At 68.9% G+C, this 17,382-nt stretch carries 15 protein-coding genes; 6 read left to right on the forward strand and 9 right to left on the reverse strand.

Going from position 1 to position 17,382, the window contains the following annotated elements; translation table 11 throughout:
• Positions 1–1,710 precede the first annotated feature (1,710 nt).
• From DMH03_RS35385 to DMH03_RS35395, 3 genes are read left to right on the forward strand one after another with little or no spacing between them, the layout of a single operon-like run.
• The gene (locus DMH03_RS35385; RefSeq protein WP_125796385.1) at positions 1,711–3,066 is read left to right on the forward strand and encodes an ATP-binding protein; all 1,356 of its coding nucleotides are present in this window, start codon (positions 1,711–1,713) and stop codon (positions 3,064–3,066) included.
• Between the two features lie 7 nt (positions 3,067–3,073).
• Positions 3,074–3,781, forward strand: a complete 708-nt coding sequence (locus tag DMH03_RS35390; protein WP_125680018.1) for a response regulator transcription factor — start codon at positions 3,074–3,076, stop codon at positions 3,779–3,781.
• Complete coding sequence (locus DMH03_RS35395; RefSeq protein ID WP_125796386.1) at positions 3,782–4,165, forward strand: DUF4345 domain-containing protein; 384 nt, start codon at positions 3,782–3,784, stop codon at positions 4,163–4,165.
• A 63-nt stretch (positions 4,166–4,228) separates the two neighbouring features.
• Here the strand turns inward: DMH03_RS35395 and DMH03_RS35400 are convergent, their stop codons facing one another.
• Positions 4,229–4,573, reverse strand: a complete 345-nt coding sequence (locus DMH03_RS35400; protein ID WP_125796387.1) for a hypothetical protein — start codon at positions 4,571–4,573, stop codon at positions 4,229–4,231.
• Positions 4,570–5,508: a DMT family transporter gene (locus DMH03_RS35405; RefSeq protein WP_125796388.1), complete on the reverse strand. Its 939-nt coding sequence runs from the start codon at positions 5,506–5,508 to the stop codon at positions 4,570–4,572. Before DMH03_RS35405 ends, DMH03_RS35400 begins: the two co-directional genes overlap by 4 nt.
• 101 nt (positions 5,509–5,609) lie before the next feature.
• Here DMH03_RS35405 and DMH03_RS35410 point away from each other — a divergent pair, with 101 nt between their 5' ends.
• On the forward strand, positions 5,610–6,542 hold the full coding sequence (locus DMH03_RS35410) for a LysR family transcriptional regulator (protein ID WP_125796389.1): 933 nt from the start codon (positions 5,610–5,612) through the stop codon (positions 6,540–6,542).
• A gap of 62 nt (positions 6,543–6,604) precedes the next feature.
• Positions 6,605–7,273 carry an alpha/beta fold hydrolase gene (locus DMH03_RS35415; protein WP_125796390.1) on the forward strand — a complete coding sequence of 223 codons (669 nt, stop codon included), beginning with the start codon at positions 6,605–6,607 and terminating at the stop codon, positions 7,271–7,273.
• Here DMH03_RS35415 and DMH03_RS35420 read toward each other — a convergent pair.
• The 7 genes from DMH03_RS35420 to DMH03_RS35450 form a co-directional block, all read right to left on the reverse strand.
• The gene (locus DMH03_RS35420; RefSeq protein ID WP_125796391.1) at positions 7,270–8,316 is read right to left on the reverse strand and encodes a serine/threonine-protein kinase; all 1,047 of its coding nucleotides are present in this window, start codon (positions 8,314–8,316) and stop codon (positions 7,270–7,272) included. The genes DMH03_RS35415 and DMH03_RS35420 overlap by 4 nt on opposite strands.
• 4 nt (positions 8,317–8,320) lie before the next feature.
• Positions 8,321–9,940 (reverse strand): serine/threonine-protein kinase, encoded by a 1,620-nt coding sequence (locus DMH03_RS35425; protein WP_125796392.1) that lies wholly within the window; start codon positions 9,938–9,940, stop codon positions 8,321–8,323.
• A gap of 219 nt (positions 9,941–10,159) precedes the next feature.
• Complete coding sequence (locus DMH03_RS35430; protein ID WP_125796393.1) at positions 10,160–11,005, reverse strand: hypothetical protein; 846 nt, start codon at positions 11,003–11,005, stop codon at positions 10,160–10,162.
• Between the two features lie 255 nt (positions 11,006–11,260).
• Positions 11,261–12,499 (reverse strand): hypothetical protein, encoded by a 1,239-nt coding sequence (locus tag DMH03_RS35435; RefSeq protein ID WP_233611802.1) that lies wholly within the window; start codon positions 12,497–12,499, stop codon positions 11,261–11,263.
• Between the two features lie 338 nt (positions 12,500–12,837).
• Positions 12,838–13,143 carry a hypothetical protein gene (locus tag DMH03_RS35440; protein WP_125788895.1) on the reverse strand — a complete coding sequence of 102 codons (306 nt, stop codon included), beginning with the start codon at positions 13,141–13,143 and terminating at the stop codon, positions 12,838–12,840.
• Between the two features lie 414 nt (positions 13,144–13,557).
• Positions 13,558–13,845, reverse strand: coding sequence for a chorismate mutase (locus DMH03_RS35445; RefSeq protein WP_125796394.1), 288 nt, complete (start codon positions 13,843–13,845; stop codon positions 13,558–13,560).
• A 167-nt stretch (positions 13,846–14,012) separates the two neighbouring features.
• Complete coding sequence (locus tag DMH03_RS35450; protein WP_125796395.1) at positions 14,013–14,432, reverse strand: DUF1707 domain-containing protein; 420 nt, start codon at positions 14,430–14,432, stop codon at positions 14,013–14,015.
• Between the two features lie 90 nt (positions 14,433–14,522).
• Between DMH03_RS35450 and pcrA the strand changes: the two genes are divergently transcribed.
• A complete protein-coding gene (gene pcrA / locus DMH03_RS35455; protein WP_125796396.1) occupies positions 14,523–16,940 on the forward strand; it encodes a DNA helicase PcrA in 2,418 nt (805 codons plus the stop codon).
• The last annotated feature ends 442 nt before the right edge of the window (positions 16,941–17,382 follow it).

Below are 17,382 nucleotides of genomic sequence, written 5' to 3' on the forward strand. Positions count from 1 at the left end.
ACTGCGTTCATTACGACCTCGCCAACCCCGAAGAACTCAGCGCCCGCCTGGACGATCTCACCCGCAGGCTGACCGAGCAGACCTGACCACCTCCCCGGTTGACAACAACCATAGGGACACCCCCCCGTGGCCCCACCGCAACTCCGTGGCGCACGGCAAGGCCATGCTCTCGGACCTGCGCGAGTCCGGCGGCATCGAGCAGGACGCCGACGCCGTGCTCCTTGCACGCGGGTACGACGAAATCGGCGACCCAACGGGATGCTCAACCTCAACATCGGGAAGAACCGCTTCGGCCGCATGGGCGAACTCGAACTCGCCTGGCTGCTTTATCTGTCACGGATCGGCTGACCGAAATTGTGAAGAGCGCGAGATTTACCATTCAATCTCTGTTGCTTGCGGTCTACTTCTCTTCGGGTTTCCACCGTTCGGCGGTAGTTGGGGGTGGGCAGCTCTGACTTACTTGGCTATGTCGTTGATTGATAATGTATCAATTCTTAGGGGGAATGATGCAGAACTCACGTTTCGGATTTCGTAGGCGAGTGCTGGTTGGAGTGTTTGCCGCTGGCGCCATGTTCTCGCTCGCTCCGGCCGCGCTTGCCGCACCAAGCGAGGTAAACGCACCGGTCGATGTCAGCGAGGCTCCGGTGAGCGCTGGTGGCCTGCGTATCGCTCAAGAATGCAGCCCTATTCCGGCCCTGAACAACTCACTGGTCTGTGTTAGCACGGGCCCTGGGGTCCCGACTACGGTGTGGTTCGATAATCGTAGTGGTTCGAGGTTCGGACCGTCGCAACTCAAGGTTCACGGGCTCAATACGGGCCTGGTTCGTTTCTCGGAGACCTTCACTGCAGAGCCGGGGACAATCAAAGGAGCCCAATGGTCCGGGTTCGCGAATGATTGTTACTACGGTGCGGTCAAGGTGCCCGGTCGTGACACCTTTTGGCGCACCGCCAAGCCCGCCTGTGTCTAGGGGGCGTGGTTGTCAAGTACGGTGAAGCCATGGAAACCCTGCGGTCAGGTGACTCTGAAGAGGAACCGGGAAGCTCGCATGAGGTGAACGGGATCGACATCGCCGTGGATGGTGGGGCGATGCGACCCGTTGCCTGCCCTCAATGCGGCGCGACGGCTCCGCTGACCGTTTTGGCGGACGCGACACTCGTGTGCTCGGACCAGCACATTTTCACACACGCCGCGATCGTGCCTGAGACGACACCGGCCGCCCTGCGCAGGCTCGGCGCTGTCGGTCCCCCGGCAGTAGAGGAAGAAGGCACTGCGCCATAGGCGGGGCTCCGAGCGCTCGCGAGCGCTGGTGTGGAACTACGAAGAGGCCAGGCAGTCCCGGCATAGTCGGGGCTGCCTGGCTTTACTTATGCCGGGGTCTTCGACGTGGGATCGGCCGGCATCTGCGCGGGCTCCGCGAGGAGACCGGCCTGCCGCAGACCGAAACCGCGCACCGGTCCGGCCTGTCCCTCGAAGCGCCATGCCATACGCCGACCACCCGGAGTATCACGAGAGGTGGCGCTTGTAGCTGCTGCCGAAGCTCGCGTAACGGTCCGCTCATCGGGCACCCCTCGGGGCCTCTCGGAGCAGGTGCTCCGTCCCACGCTTGTCCCATGATCATGGTCGGCCAGCTGGTCTAGAGGAACGTCCCTGAGGTTTCCCCCAGCGGGAAGAGTCAGGGGTTTCCCCGATGGATCAGTGCGGCACTCCGTGTGACCATGGAGTACGTGCAGGAATCCGCCCCCAACGACCTCGCCGGACAGGTGAAGCCGACGATCATCGAGCGCCCGCTGGTGCCCGTCGCCGGCAGCCTGTCCCCGGCACCGTTCGAGCCGCCCAAGATGTACCGCCGCCGCTCCGGCCGCGCCATCGCGGGTGTCGCCGGCGGTCTCGCCGACCACCTCGGCGTCAAGGTGCTCTGGGTCCGGACCGCGTTCGCGTTGCTCGCCGCGCTGAACGGCGTCGGTCTTCTCGCGTACGGCCTGCTGTGGGTTTTCGTCCAGCAGCAATCCGGTGAGGTCGAGCCGGAGAAATCCGCGCCGAAGGACAAGCAGCAGGCTTTCGGCCTGATGGCGCTGGGTGTCGGCCTCGCCGTCGCCAGCGGCACGCTGACCGGCTTCATCAGCGGCTGGGTCGCCATTCCGCTGGCGCTCGCGATGATCGGCGCGGCCGTCGTCTGGCGGGAGGCCGACGAGTCGCAACGACGGCGCTGGCGCCTCGGCGCCAAGGGCGGTGTCGCCACGGCGTTCCTCGGCGGCGGAGGCTGGTCGGCCGCGATCCGCGTGGTCGCCGGCGTCGCGCTGGTGATGGCGGGCATCGGCGTCGTCGTCCTGCAGAGCGGCAGCATCGACCAGGTCAAGTTCGCGCTGGTCGCGGTGATCGCGACGCTGTTCGGGGTGGCCGTGCTGACCGTCCCGTTCTGGCTGCGCCTGGTTCGCGATCTGTCCGACGAGCGCACCGCCCGCATCCGCACCGACGAACGCGCCGAGATCGCCGCGCATCTGCACGACTCGGTCCTCCAGACCCTCGCGCTGATCCAGAAGCAGGCGGATTCGCCGCGTGAGGTCGCCCGGCTCGCGCGCGGTCAGGAACGCGAGCTGCGCGGCTGGCTGTACGGGCCGTCGGGGTACGGCAAGAACAAGAAGACCGAGGAAGAGGCCATCAGCGGTCAGCTGTCCGAAGTACTCGCGGCCGCATGCGGCGAGGTCGAGGACGCGTTCGCGATCTCGGTGCAGCAGGTAGTCGTGGGGGAGGCCACCCTGAACGAGCCGCTGACCGCGCTGGTCCAGGCGGCGCGCGAAGCGATCGTCAACGCCGCCAAGCACGCGGGCGTCGACGAGGTCAGTGTGTACGCCGAGGTCGAGCCGACGGCGGTGACGGTTTTCGTGCGGGACAGGGGCAAGGGGTTCGACCCCGATGTCGTGCCGGGCGATCGGCACGGTCTCGCCGATTCCATCCGGGGGCGGATGGAACGGCACGGGGGCAAGTGCAAACTTCGTACCGCACCGGGTGAAGGAACCGAGGTCCAGCTGGAGATGCCGGTCAAGGCGGGGAAGGGTGCGGCGTGAGGTCGCTATGCTCACGGGACAGGGCGAGCGAGGGAGCATCGTGACGGAGAACCAGCAAACGCGGGAGCCGGTCAAGGTCTTCCTCGTCGACGACCACGCGCTCTTCCGTGCCGGAGTGCGCACCGAACTGGATTCGATCACCGACGACGTCCGCGTGGTCGGGGAGGCGGGCTCGGTGGCCGAGGCGGTCGCGGGCATCGCCCGGACCAAACCGCAGGTCGTCCTGCTCGACGTGCACATGCCCGACGGTGGCGGCGCCGAAGTCCTGCGCCGGATCCGGCCGGAACTGCCGGACGTCGTGTTCCTCGCGCTGTCGGTCTCCGACGCCGCGGAGGACGTGATCGCCGTGATCCGCGCGGGGGCGCGGGGCTACGTCACGAAGACGATCTCGTCGAAGGAGCTCGTGCGGGCCGTCGTGCGGGTCTCGGACGGCGACGCGGTGTTCTCGCCGCGGCTGGCGGGATTCGTGCTCGACGCCTTCGCCGACCGGCCGGGTTCCGCGCCGATCAGCGACCCGGACCTCGACCTGCTGACGCCGCGGGAGCGCGACGTGCTGCGGCTGCTCGCACGCGGGTACGCGTACAAGGAGATCGCGTCGGAGCTGTTCATCTCGGTGAAGACCGTCGAGACGCACGTGTCGAGCGTGCTGCGGAAGACGCAGCTTTCGAACCGGTACGAGCTTTCGCGCTGGGCTTCCGACCGGCGTCTCGTCTAGGTGGCGCCTGTCCTCATCGGCCTGGTGGCCGTGTTCTTCCTCGGTATGGGGCTGCTCGGGCTCGCCGCGCCGGGGCGGCTCATCCGGCCGTTCGGCATCACGCTGGAGTCGGCGACGGCGCGGACCGAGGTGCGCGCGGTGTACGGCGGCTTCGGGGTGGCTGTCGCGGTGCTGCTCGGGTTCGCGGCTTTCGACGTCGGCGGGATCCAGCGGGGTGCCGCGATCGCGGTGGCCGTCGCACTCGTCGGGATGGCCTTCGGGCGGCTGGTCGCGCGGTTCGCGGAACGACCGGAGCGGTTCTATCCGAGCTGGCTCTATTTCTGGGTGGAGCTGGGCATGGCCGCCCTGCTCGTCGTCGCGGTCGTGTCGCCTTTAGCGGGCTAAACGCGATCCGGCGAGCCCCCAGGCCCCGCCGCACCGCATCGCGTTTAGCCCGCTAAACGCAGGTCAGCGGAATTCGTGGGTGACGTCGATCTTCCCCACGATGTGCGTGTTGAACTCGGCGAGGTCCTCGGCCGGGACCCACAGCTCGAGGATGGTCTTCCCGCCGGCCTGCTGGACGGGATACCGCTCGACGAACGAGGCCTCGACCTCGAACCGCGTCACGAAGCCCGCGCCGTCGTATCGCACGTTCCAGTCGCGGGCGATCTTGATCGCGTAGTCCTCGTTCAGCACCGGGTAGAAGATCGGCTGCTCCGGCAGCCGCGGTGGCCACTCGCGCCAGCCCGACTCGCGGACGAGGTCGAGCTCGACGGGCCCGGTCGGGCGCCACAGGGTCGTCGTGTCCGTCATGGCGCGACCTTATCGGCGGAGAGAGGGCGCTCGACCTGCGGAGTGATAGCAAAGGTCCCTTGCTCCTTCGGCCGGAGCCGGGTCAGCGCGACCCCGCCCAGCACGACGACCATCCCGGCGATCACCCGGAAGTTCAGCGACTCGGCCAGGAACACCGCCCCCAGCAGCACCGACACCACGGGCAGCAGGTATCCGACGATCGACGCCGCGACGGCACCCTCGCTCGCGAGGAGCTGGTAGTTCAGCGCGAACGCGATCCCCGTCGATCCGATGCCCAGGATCACGACCGCGACGATCGCGCCGGTGCTCAGGTGCATCGGTTCGAAACCGCCCATCGGCATCGCGAACAGCATGAACCCGGTCGCCAGCAGCATCTGCCCGCCGGCCAGCGCGAGCGGCGAGTCGCCGGTGCCGGTGAGGTACTTGCCCTCGTAGACGAACGCGAACCCATAGCTCGCGGCCGCCGCGAGGCACGCCAGCGCGCCCCAGCTGACCAGGCCGGAGGCCTCCCACGGCGCGAAGATCAGCAGGATGCCGGCGAGGCCGACGACCAGCCCGGCGACCCGCAGCGCGGTCATCTTCGTCCGCGCGCCCATCATCGGCGCGGCCAGCAGCACCCACAGGGGCGTCGTCGAGTTCAGCACCCCGGTGATCCCGGAGTCGACGGTCAGCTCACCCCACGCGAACAGCAGGAACGGCAGCGCGTTGTGGAAGAACGCCGCGACGGCCAGATGTCCCCAGATCCGCCGTCCCGACGGCAGCCGGTCCCGGCCGAGGTAGCAGAGCCCGATCAGCACCGCCGCGCCGAGCGCCACCCGCGCCAGCACGAGCTGCACCGGCGAGAACGCGCCGAGCCCCAGTTTGATCCAGAAGAAACTCGATCCCCACATGAGCGCCAGCGCGCCGATTCTCAGCAGGGTCTTCGTCTCGCCCACCCCAGTCCTCCTTAGTGCCTGGCTCAGCTTCGCCGCGCCGACGCGTAAGGACAAGCGAAAATAACTGCAGGGAGCCTTAAGAAGAACTGTAAGATCGGACCATGCTGGACGTCCGCCGCATGCAGGTCCTCCGAGCCGTGATCAGCAGTGGTTCGATCACCGCCGCCGCCAGGAACCTCGGCTACACACCATCCGCGATCAGCCAGCAGTTGTCCACCCTGGAACGGGAAGCGGGGGTCGAGCTGCTCGAACGCGTCGGCCGCGGCGTGCGCCCGACGCCCGCCGGTTCGCTGCTGTCCGAACACGCGGAAACGCTGAGCACGCAGCTCGCCAAGGCCGAAGCCGCGCTCAGCGAACTGAAGGAAGGCCGCACGGGCAGGCTCGCGATCCGCTACTTCGCCACGGCGGGCGCGTCACTGGTGCCGTTGGCCGTCGCCGCGCTGCGCCGGGACTTCCCGGGCGTGCGCCTGGACCTGAAACTGGTCGAGCCCGACGATTCGATGCCCGAGATCGAGTCGGGCAAGGCCGACGTCGCGATGATCGTGCTCCCCAGCAGCACTCCCCGGGTCAAGGGTGTCGAGTACATCCATCTCCTCGACGACCCGTATCGCGCGATCCTGCCGAAGAACCACCGGCTCGCCCGGAAACGCGTCCTCGATCTCGGCGAACTCGCGGAGGATCCGTGGGTCGGCGTCGACGGTCTCCCCGGCGCCTGCCGAGACATCCTGCTCGACGCCTGCGGCGCGGCCGGATTCGCCCCGAACCACGTCGTCGAATCCGAGGATTACCAGACGGCACAAGGGTTCGTGGCCGCCGGGCTCGGTGTCGCGCTGATCCCGGAGCTCGGCCTCGGCGCCCCGCACCCCGGCGTCGCCATCCGCAAGGTCCGCCGTCCGGATCCGGTCCGGTCCATCCACGCGGCCGTGGCCGCGCACGCCAGGGAACACCCCGCGGTGCGACGGTTCCTCAGCGCGATCCGCGAAGGGGCCGGACAGGTAACCGTGACTGGTCGAGTGGGCACGAAAACCGGCTGAGCTTGAACAGCCGCGTCGGCGGTCGACAACCTGGCAGGGAACCCGCCAGCGAAAGGATCCCGGTGCGCCCCCTGATCGTCCTGCACGGCTCTTGGCACCAGCCCGCCCATTTCGACGACGTCGTCGAACGCCTGCGCCGGGAAGGCGCCGACGTCACCGTCCCCGACCTCGGCGGGCGTCCGATCACCGAAACCACCCGGACCGTCCAGGAACTCGTCGACCGGGCGGCCGAGCCGCCGGTGGTGCTCGCGCACTCCTTCGGCGCGCTCACCGCGAGCGGGCTTCAGGGGGTCTCACACCTGATCTTCCTGGCCGCGATCGTCAGCGAGCCGGGGGAAACCGCTCGGTACTGGGACGAGCGGCTCAAGGAGGAGACCGGCCGCGAACCCGGCCAGGTGCCCTTGACCTTCGACGACGCGGGCCTGACCCACCTCGACCTCGCGGCCGTCCGCGAGGCCATGTACGCCGACTGCACGGACGCGGTCGCCGAGCGCGCCACGGCGTTGCTGCGTCCCGAGCCCGTCACGATCTTCGACGAGTCGCCGGAGGGCGCGGCGTGGAAGGACACCCCGAGCACGTACATCGCCTGCACCGAAGACCGGTCGCTCGCGCCGGAACTGGTGGCTCACTGCGCCGCGCGCTGCGAAACGACGGTGACCTGGCGGGCGAGTCACAGCCCGTATCTCAGCCGTCCGGTGGAATTGGCGACGCTGGTCCGAGAGCGGCTCTAGATCAGGAACAGTTCCGCGAACAGCACACCGATGAGGATCGCCGCCACGACGGCACCCGCGACGATCAGCCACTTCCGGGTGTCGGGCGACTTCGCCGCGGCCGACGCGGCGGGTGCGTACTGCTGCGCCGGCGGCGCGTACTGCGGCTGCGGCGGCTGATACTGCTGCGGCTGGTGCTGGGGGAACTGCGGAACCGGCTGCTGCTGCGGGGTCTGGTTCATCGGCATCGGCATCGAGGCCGGAACCGTCGGCATGGCCGGCGCGGTCGGCGGGATGAACGCCGTCTGCCTGCCCTCGGTGATCGCGCTCAGCGAGCGGACCGTGTCGGCCATCGTCGGCCGCGAATCCGGCTCGGGCCGCAGCATCTTGCGCAGCGCGCCTGCCAGCGGGCCGGCGGTCTGGGGCGGCCGTTCCGAGGATTCGCCGTCCTCACCGAACGGCGGCACCCCCTCGACGGCCGTGTACAGCGTCGCGCCCAGCGAGAACACGTCGGACGCCGAAGTCGCCGGTTCGCCGCGCGCCACCTCGGGCGCCCGGTACGCCGGGCTCGGCCCGCCACCGGTGATCCCGATGTCCGTGAGCTTCACGCCGCCGTCGTCGGCCAGCAGGACCGTGCCCGGTTCGACGGTCCGGTGCACCACCCCGGCCTCGTGCATCGCGCCCAGCGCGCGGCCGAGCACGATGCCGAGCCCGGCGGCCTGTTCCGCGGTCAGCCTGCCGTGCTCGGCGAGGAAGGTCGCCATCCCGCGCGACGGAATGTACTCCATCACCAGCCACACGTCCGCCCCGTCGGGCAGCACGTCGTACACCTTGATGGCGGTCGCGTGCTCGAACTTGGCCGCGTCCTTGCCTTCTTGGATGACGACGGCCTTCGCCTGCTCCGCCCGGTCCGGCGGCAGGCCGACGGGCAGGTACATGCGCTTCATCGCGACCGTGCGCAGCAGACGCGTGTCGAACGCCAGCCACACGATGCCCGCCCGGCCACGCCCGATGGGCTGGTCCAGGCGGTACCGGCCGCCGACGATGGAACCTTCAGAACTCAATGGATCACGTTCCGGCTGGAGGCGGGGTGGTTGTCTGGCTCTGCTGACTGCTCGGAGGAGGCTCCTCGGAAGAAGTCGGCGGCTTCGGTGTGGTCTTCGGGCTCGACTTCGTGCTGGTCGGCCGATCCGGCTCGTCCGTCTGGCTCGCCTTGCTCGACGTCTTCTTCGAGGAGGTCGGCGTCTCCTTGGGCGGCTCGGCCGATTGCGTCTCCGAAGGCGTTTCCGTCGTCTCGGGAGCCGATGACGTCGCCGAAGGGGTCGGTTTCGTCGACGAGTTCCCCACCTGGGCGGGCGTCTCCGGGTTGTTCGGGCTCAGCAGCCAGAAGCCCAGCGCGGCCAGCGCCACGACCACGACACCGCCGATGATCGCGGGTTTCTTCCACGCGCCCGGCTTCTCGTCGTCCTCGTCCACCGGGCTGGTCTGCGCGCGGGTGGGCGGCGGCGGCGGAGGCGGGGTGTCGTAGTCGTCGTCGTAGGGATCGTCGTCGTATTCGCCCGCGGGGATCGGGACGGCGCGGGTGGGCGCCGGGCCGCCGCCGGGGTGGCCGCGTTCGGCGAGCAGCGCCGTCTCGTCGTAGTTGTCGTACCCGTCGTAGTCGCTTTCCGGGTAACCCGACGCGGGCGGCTGGTGATAGTCGTCTTCGTCGTAGTACGAACCCGCCGCGGCCTGCTCGTCGAGGAGCGAGCCCGAGTGACCGGCCGCTTCGCTGTCGAGCGCCTGGGTCGCGCCCGCGCCGGCGAGTGCCCCCGCGACCGGGGCGGCGAGCACGGTCTCGTCCGCGGGACCGCCCAGCGGCGTTTCACCCCGCGCGACAGCATCGAGGAGTTCTTCGCACTCTTCGGCGGTGGGCCGGTGCCGCACCTCCGGGTGCAGCAGCACGGCGAGCACGCTGGCGAGCGGGCCGGACTGACGCGGCGGGATGATCTGCCCGGCCGCGACCGCGTGCAGCAGGCTCAGCGTGTTCTCGCTGAGGCCGAACGGCGGCTGGCCTTCGCAGGCCGCGTAGAGCGTCGAGCCGAGGGAGAAGACGTCGGACTCCGGGCCGGGGTCGCCGCCGATGGCCACCTCGGGCGCCAGGTAGGCGGGGGTTCCGGCGATCATCCCGGTCTTCGTGACCGTGACGTCGTCCTTGGCCCGCGAGATGCCGAAGTCGGTGATCTTCACGGTGCCGTTGGGCGCCAGCAGGATGTTGCCGGGCTTGATGTCCCGGTGCACGATGCCGACCGCGTGCGCCTCGGTCAGCGCCGCCGCGACCTGCGCGCCGATCCGGGCCACCTCCGTCGGCGGCAGCGTCCGCTCCTCCTGCAGCACCTGGGCGAGGCTGGTGGAGTTCAGGTACTCCATGATCAGGCACGGCTGGCCGTTGTCGTCGGTGACGACGTCGAACACCGAGATGGCGTTCGGGTGGTGCAGCCTGGCGGCGATCCGTCCCTCGCGCATCGTCCGCTGGCGGGCGTCTTCGGCGTCGTGAGCCTCAAGACCGGGTTGCAGCAGCAACTGCTTGATCGCCACCGTGCGGCCGAGTACCTCGTCGTGCGCTTGCCACACGGCCCCCATAGCGCCCGTGCCAATCCGCCCGGCGATGCGATATCGACCGGCGACCAGGCGACCCTCGTCGCTCACGCGACCTCCCTTTGGGCTCCGTCTTCACGTCGCGGAGTCGTCCGCGCACGCGGTGCGGCCTTCAGCACGCCACAGCGTTGGAGCGTATGCACATGTAGTGGTCTGTGTGCCGGCTTTTCCGAGACCGACTCGTGACAAGGCTAGGCGCTCACTCTGCGCACACACACGCGGCACACTCTGATCGCACTGGGTGGAGAGCCGTTACACGCGGGGTGTCCGTCACATGTGCTGCGCGGACAACAGCCGCGCGTCGGTGATCAGACCGGTCGTTTCGTCGGCGAATTCCAGCACCTGCGTGACCCGGACCATGCCGCCGTCCGCGTTCCGCATGGTCACCACGGCGAGGATGGTGCCGTCGGCCTGCTCGCGGAGATCCTGGATCTGGATGGCGTCCATGGCGCTCCACGCCTCGACCAGCCTGCCCATTTCGGACTCGGCCAATACCGGCGTGAGCAGCGACATCGCACCGTAGGGATCGGCGTCGACGGTCTGGTAGAACTTCCGGACCGCGTCGAGCTTGCCCTCGGCCGTGGTGACCGCGGCCGGTTTGGAGACCGGCTGCGAACTGGCGCTGCTGGACGTCGAACCCTGCTGCGTGAGCGAACCCGAGGCGGTACCCGAAGACGGCTGCGGCGTCGTGCTGGTGCCCGCGGACGTCGGCGTGTCCTGCTTCCGCTGCGGCTCCGTGGAGTCCGGCACGGCGAGCCCGCCGAGCGCGGCGGCCCCGCTCATCACCTCCGGTGCGGCGGCGCCCGGCGCCGTGCCTTGAGGCTGGCCGCCCGCGAGCACGCCCGCGGTGACGACGGCGCCCGCGACCAGCAGTCCGGCGGCCACCAGCCCGGCCAGCTTTGCCCGCCGGGCGGCGCGGCTTTCCGGCTCGTCCTCTTCGGGCTCGGGCCGCGGCGACGGCTCTTCCCGGGTGCGCGCGGGAACGAACTTCTGCGGCTCGCGGAAGACCTGCTCGAGGTACTCGCGGTCCACACGGGTGTCGTTCAGGATCTCTTCCGGGATGACGTCCTCGACACGTACGGCGTCCTCACGCCGTATGCGCTGTCGATCAAGCACGAAATTCCTCGCTCTGGTCCGGGGCAGGCGCTGGGCCGTTCGGCCGACGCCTCTGGTCCGCGCGGCCGTCTTCTGAACGGTGCGGACCCTGCAGTCGCCAGGTAACCCTGTGCGGACGGTTCGCGGCCAGGCTCTATCGCCGGAATGCCGTCGCCATACGACGAACGGCAGCTTAGGTCACCCACCCGGACCAGGGACGACCGCTCGCCGCACCGCACGTGCAGAGGAACAGGACACCTGCACGTGCGCGGACGATTACATGCCGTCGTCGACGATCTTGTCGTCGTCACCGAAGGTCAGTGTGCGCTGCTCCATGGTCTTCGTGCCGTCTTTGTGGGTGACCTCGACGGTGTTGACCGTGACGCCGCGGCGCTGGTCGATGCTGACCTTCTTCACCTCGAAGTAGGCGACGTCCGCGTAGCGCTCACGGAGGCCCTGCGCGCCTTCTTCGCTCAGGCTTCCCGAGGTCACCGAAGAGGCCTCGTGGGGATCGGTGGTGACGTTGTTGAGGAAGATTTCGGTGTTGTCGCCCATCGTCTCCGCGTCCGGCTGCGACGCGTACCAGGGGGATGTCGTGGTGGTGCGGTCCGCGGGCGTGACCGGCGGCTTCTGCGGCCGGTCGCTCGACGACGGCGCGGGCCGCCCGGACGTGACCGGCCCGCCCGAATCCGGCTGGGATTCGCTGCTGCCGGAGCCGTCGTTGTCCGACGAGGTGCCGGAGTTGGCGGAACTGCGGTCGTCCCTGGTGGAGGAATCGGTCTCCGAGCTCGACGGGTTGCCCGCCGCACCGCCCTGCGGCGGCGTGGCCGGGTTGCCGGCGAGACCTTCCTGCGTCAGCGGGCTGCCGCCGCGGTATCCGGGCCAGCCGCCTTGGCTCTGCTGCTCCGGAAGGGGTTTGCCGACCAGGAACGAACCGGCGAAGAGCAGGCCGACGACGACCAGCGCGGACGCCGCCGCCGCGAACCAGGCGGCCTTGCGCCAGGTCTTGGGCGGGGTCGCCGAGGCGGGCACCGAGCCGAGGTCGAAGGTGCTGAGGCCGTCGACGGGCGGGGCGGGATAGACGCGGACGTCATCGGCGTCACCGTCGATCTCCACCGGTTCGGGACGGCGGGGAGCGGGGGCGGTCAGCGTCACCTTCGTGCGCTGGGCGGCCTTCGCGCGCCGTTCCTCGGCGGAGGGCCGGACCGGTTCGGTGAACGAGACCTCGACGCGGGCCGGGCGTTCCACGGGTACCTCGCGAGCGGGCTGGGGGAGCGGCAGACGGCCGCTCGATGGGGCGTAGCCGGGACTCGGCGCCCTCCTGTTCCGCGGTGGCGGCAGCGGCAGGGAACCGATGGAGGGCGGGGCGAACTCACGCTGGGCGTGATGGCCGTGCCCGCCTGCGCGCTGCCGCCTCGGCGGCACGGGCGGGGTCCAGCTCTCGGTACCGCCCGCCCGGTGGCGGCCCGCGTGCGTGGCGCCGTCCCGTCCTTGGTGTTCCGCCCAGCCGTTCATGTCCGAGCGACCCCCTCGCGGGCCGTCCCTGACGGCGATGTGACACCGGTTAAGCCGAACGGACCAGTGCTTTCACGGGATCCCTCGCTTGCAGACTCCCGGGCACTCTCGTGAGCAAATGCACGCGCATGCGACTGTGGACGCGCGGGGCCATCGCCCCCGCGCGTCATACGGGCATCGCCCGATCCAGACGCAAGGGTCCTCACGGGATCCACACTAAAAGTTCGACACGCGCAAGTCTTCACCCACTCTGCAAGTTGCAGATGTTTCACTCGGTCGGGCGCGGCCGAACGGGCCTTGGTGACGTTACGCAGTGCTATCGGTGCTGGTGGAGCCGCTCAGTTGCCGCTGCGGTACTTCTGCTGGGTCGATTGCAGGGCTTTGGTGGCGGTGATCCCGCTACCCGCTGCAAGCAAAATGGCGATGATGTCGAGCGTCGTTCCCCCACTGGTGAGCAACCAGGCGAAAAGCGAGGCCGCGGTGGTACCCGCTGCGATCGGCCAGCGTGTCTTGACGTACTGGGCGATGGGCGTGCCGCCCGCGCGCTTACCCGCCGCGTTGTTCAGCATGGCGAGGTAACCGAGATGGCCCAATGTCGCCAGGACACCGGCGATCGCGATGATCACGGCGATGAGGTTAATCATGTGTCCAGTTTGCCCTGTCCCGCGTCGTCGTGGCTCGGGGAACACCCTGAGTTTCGCCTCACGGCACGAGATCGTGACGTGAGGCCGTGGTCACGTGCGCGAAACAGACCGTTCCGAGGTTCGTATCACTCACGACCACCTGGACTGAACCGGCGGTTTCGCGTGGCTGGATGGACGACACGCGTGATCAGGCGGACGACGCGTGTGACTGGATGGACGGCACGCGTGCGGGGGCCGGGTTCCGCGCCGAGTCGTCCATCCAGTCACGTGTGTCGTCCATCCAGTCACACGCAACCGACACTCGCGCAGGGCGTTCACAGCCTGCCCTCACCGACTGCCCCGCGAAGGACGCCTTCGCGGCGTGCCATGCGGCGAAGGGCGCTTTCACCACGTGAGACGCGGGGAAAGTCCCCTTCAGCGCCCCAGCCTGCCCCGGCCCAGATTCAGCAGCGCCATCGCCAGCTGCCGTCCCTCCGGCCCGAGTTCCCGGTAGCGCGCCAGCACGTCCATTTCACGGTTGTAGACGATCCTGGTGCCGCCTGCGGCCATCCTGGCCGCACCGATCGTCTTGGAGACTTCGACGCGGCGTTTGACCAGCCGCAGGATCTCGCCGTCGAGCCAGTCGATCTCCTTGCGGAGCTCACCGATCTCTTCGGCCGTGGCGGTGGGTTCTTCGGCGTCCGGCTTCTGTGTGGTGTTCATCGGGACCTTTCTTCGGTCCGGATTCCCTGCTGGCCCCCGGAACAGCGTAAAGCCCCGGGGTCCGTGGACTCCGGGGCTTCGGGTGATGGCATTTCGGCACTATGCGATCACGGGAGCCGGAGTCCGGGTCCCGTAAAAAAATCGCGTCGCGTGCCGCATACCGATCATTATGCCACAGCGAAACCGTCCTCCGGCTTGACGCGGCGGCGTGCTCCGCGGACGCGGGCGTGCACGAGGACGCTCATGGCCAGCCAGAACATCGGCATCGCCGGCCAGAAGAACGGCACCCCCGAAGCCGTCCAGCGGACGATCAAGAGCACCGAAAGCACGACGGCGACCGCGAGGTGGACTCGCACCGCCGGATGCCCGAAGGCGACAGGCCGCCGCTTCGGCACGGGTTTCGGCAGATCGGCCGTGAGCGCGGAGAGTTCGTCTGTGTACTTGGTGGAATACACAGTGCCGAGCCGCTCTTCTACTTCTTCGAGGGTGAGACGGCCTTCGCCGCCGGCGGCCTGGATGAGCGAGACGACCCGCTCCCGGTCGGTGTCGGCGGCCCTGAGCCGGGAGGGAATTCCGTTGGTGTCCATGGCATCCGATCCTCCGCCGCGAACACCGTCCGCGCGTCGGACGGCAGGCGGCAACACCGCCTACGCCCGGCGCTGTAGCGTGGACCGGCGATGAACACCCTCTTCGATCTCCCAGCGGACGGTCCGGCCAAGCCCCGGCACGCGGACCTGCTCGACGACCTGAACCCGGCACAGCGCGAAGCCGTGACCCACGCGGGCTCGCCGCTGCTGGTCGTCGCGGGCGCGGGTTCCGGCAAGACCCGGGTGCTGACCCGCCGGATCGCGTACCTCCTGGCCGAACGGGACGTGCACCCCGGCCAGGTCATGGCGATCACGTTCACCAACAAGGCGGCCGCGGAGATGCGGGAGCGCGTGAGCGACCTCGTCGGCCGCCGCGCGAACGCCATGTGGGTGTCGACGTTCCACTCCATGTGCGTGCGGATCCTGCGGCGTGAGGCCAAAACGCTGGAGATGTCGTCGAGTTTCTCGATCTACGACTCGGACGACACGAAGCGGCTCATCACCCTTGTCGCCCGCGATCTCGACATCGACCCGAAGCGGTACGCGGCGCGCACGCTGGCCGTGCACATCTCGAACCTGAAGAACGAACTGATCGTTCCGGAGACGGCGGTCGCCGACGCGGGCAACGACCTCGAACGCCGCGTCGCCGAGGTCTACGTCGAGTACCAGCGGCGGCTGAACCAGGCCAACGCCTTCGACTTCGACGACCTCATCATGCGGACGGTCGAACTCCTGCAGACGTATCCGGACGTCGCCGAGTACTACCGGCGGCGGTTCCGGCACGTGCTGGTCGACGAGTACCAGGACACGAACCACGCGCAGTACACGCTGATCCGCGAACTGGTCGGCACCGAGGCGAACGAGGCCGGGATCGAGCCCGCCGAACTGTGCGTCGTGGGTGACGCGGACCAGTCGATCTACGCCTTCCGCGGGGCGACGATCCGCAACATCGAGGAATTCGAACGTGACTTCCCGAACGCGCGGACGGTGTTGCTGGAGCAGAACTACCGCTCGACCCAGACGATCCTGAACGCGGCGAACGCGGTCATCGCGCGAAACCCGAACAGGCGCGCGAAGCGGCTGTGGACCGATTCCGGTGACGGCGAGAAGATCGTCGGCTACGTCGCGGACAACGAGCACGACGAAGCGGCGTTCGTCGCGGGCGAGATCGACGCGCTGGCGGACAAGGGCGAAGCGGACTACTCCGACGTCGCGGTCTTCTATCGCACCAACAACCAGTCGCGGGTCTTCGAAGAGATCTTCATCCGCCTCGGCCTGCCGTACAAGGTCGTCGGCGGCGTGCGGTTCTACGAACGGCGCGAGGTCCGCGACATGCTCGCGTACCTGAGGGTGCTGGCGAATCCGGAGGACACGGTCAGCCTGCGGCGGATCCTCAACGTCCCCAAACGCGGCATCGGCGACCGCGCCGAAGCGGTCATCGCGACGTACGCCGAGCGCGAGCGCATCTCGTTCGCGCAGGCGTTGCGCGGCGCCGTCAACGGCGAGGTGCCGACGCTGAACCCGCGCTCCGCCAAGGCGATCACCGGTTTCGTCGAGTTGATGGACGAACTCGGCGAGGTCGTCGAGAGCGGCGCCGAAGTCGCCGACATCCTCGAAGCGGTCCTGGAACGCACGGGCTACCGCGCGGAACTCGAGGAGTCCGACGACCCGCAGGACGCCTCGCGGGTGGAGAACCTGACGGAACTCGTCACCGTCGCGCGGGAATTCACCGAATTCACCGCCGAGGTCGCCGGTCCGGACGGTGAACTCCCCGAACTCGAGGCCGTGGACCCCGGAGTGCCGGAGCCGGGCTCGCTGCCCGCGTTCCTGGAGCGCGTTTCGCTGGTGGCCGACGCGGACTCGATCCCCGCGGCCGACGGTGGCGATGACGGTGACGGGCACGACGCGGGCGTGGTCACGCTGATGACCGTGCACACCGCGAAGGGGCTTGAGTACCCCGTCGTCTTCGGCACGGGCTGGGAAGACGGGATCTTCCCGCATATGCGTGCGCTCGGTGACCCGACGGAACTGGCCGAGGAACGCCGGCTCGCGTACGTCGCGATCACGCGGGCGAGGAAGAGGCTGTACGTCTCCCGTTCGATGGTGCGCTCCGCGTGGGGCCAGCCGCAGATGAACCCGGCTTCGCGGTTCCTCGACGAGCTTCCCGCCGAGCTGGTCGATTGGCGCAGGCTCGCGCCTTCCTCGTCCTCCGGTGGTTTCGGTTCGTCGGGCGGTTCGCCGCGTGCCGCGACGACCTGGGGCAGCCGCGGTGGCGGTGGCGCCTCGCCGTCGAGGTCGGCGGGCACGAGTCCGTTCGGCAAGGGCTGGAAGGAAACCGTCGCGCTCAAACTCGACATCGGCGACCGGGTCAGTCACGACAAGTACGGACTCGGGACCGTCATCGCCTGTGACGGTGTGGGCCCGCGTGCCACGGCGACGATCGACTTCGGCGCCGCGGGCAAGGTCCGGCTGATGCTCATCGGCAGCGTCCCGATGGTCAAACTCTAGCCCCGACCTGCGGTTTCTCCGCCGCGCTCCAAAACTGTCGGACCCCTCCCGTATACCTGTGCCATCGAACACGAGTTCGATGCGCTGGGGTAGGCTGGACGAGCCGGTGTGCCCCGATCAGGAGGAGGGGGCGCACGGTGTGGACGGGGTCTTGTTTGGGGTTCTCTCGAGTGGGGTACTCGAATACCTGCGGGGTGTTGAAGAAGGGGCGGGGCCGGATCGGGGTCCGGAACCGCCGGAAGTGCTCAGGCTGGTCGCGGCCTGGCGCGCGTTACTGCGGACGCACGAACCGGACGGGGCCGGACGGTGTGTCGTATGCGGGCACGCGCGGCGATGGCTGTTCGGGCCGCGGCCAGCCGGGTGCCGAATTCGTTCCCGGGGACTTTTCGCCGGATGGCGGCCGAGCGCACGGCGCCCGGCCGGTCTCTGCACGGTATGGCAG

Origin of the sequence: Amycolatopsis sp. WAC 01376 (assembly GCF_003947415.1) — a bacterium.
Lineage (GTDB): Bacteria > Actinomycetota > Actinomycetes > Mycobacteriales > Pseudonocardiaceae > Amycolatopsis.